The sequence below is a fragment of the Pseudomonas sp. TJI-51 genome (assembly GCF_000190455.2).
Classification (GTDB): domain Bacteria; phylum Pseudomonadota; class Gammaproteobacteria; order Pseudomonadales; family Pseudomonadaceae; genus Aquipseudomonas; species Aquipseudomonas juntendi.
Window position 1 is genome coordinate 62,355 of record NZ_AEWE02000030.1, and the last position, 672, is coordinate 63,026.

The following is a 672-nucleotide window of genomic DNA, read 5'->3' on the forward strand; positions in this document are numbered from 1 at the left end:
CGCTCGACCCTGAGCAACGCCAGCAGCGTATCCAGCCGCAGGCGCCCGGCAGGCGATTGGCCAAACACATGCAGGCCGTCGCGGATCTGCGACTCCTTGAGGTCGCACAGGTAAGTGTCCAGGCGCGGCAGCCATACGGCAGCATCGTCCAACTGCCCCTCCAGCTGCAGCTCGCGGTCGATATGGTTGGCCTTGACCAGTTCGAGGATGTCGCGCTGCAACTCGCGAGCCCGCCGAGGGTCGAGCAGTTGCGCCTCATAGAACTCGTCGGCCAGTTGCTCCAGGTGGCGCAACGGCCCGTAAGTCTCGGCACGGGTCAGCGGTGGCATGAGGTGGTCGATGATCACCGCCTGGGTACGGCGCTTGGCCTGGGCGCCCTCACCGGGGTCGTTGACGATGAACGGGTAGATGTTCGGCAGCGGGCCGAGCAAGGCGTCCGGCCAGCACTGCGCCGACAGCCCTACGCCCTTGCCTGGTAGCCATTCGAGGTTGCCGTGCTTGCCAACGTGTATCACCGCGTCGGCAGCGAAGGCATGGCGCAGCCAGAAGTGAAACGCCAGGTAACCATGTGGCGGCACCAGGTCGGGGTCGTGGTAGACCGCGCTGGGGTCCACCTGGTAGCCACGTGCCGGCTGGATGCCGACAAAGGTCAGGCCAAACCGCAGGCCGGCG

1 protein-coding gene is annotated in these 672 nt (G+C 66.4%); it reads right to left on the minus strand.

The genetic code is table 11. The features are described 5' to 3' along the window. Positions 1–672: cobaltochelatase subunit CobN (locus G1E_RS29270; RefSeq protein WP_047149726.1), on the minus strand; the 672-nt coding region annotated here is incomplete at both ends.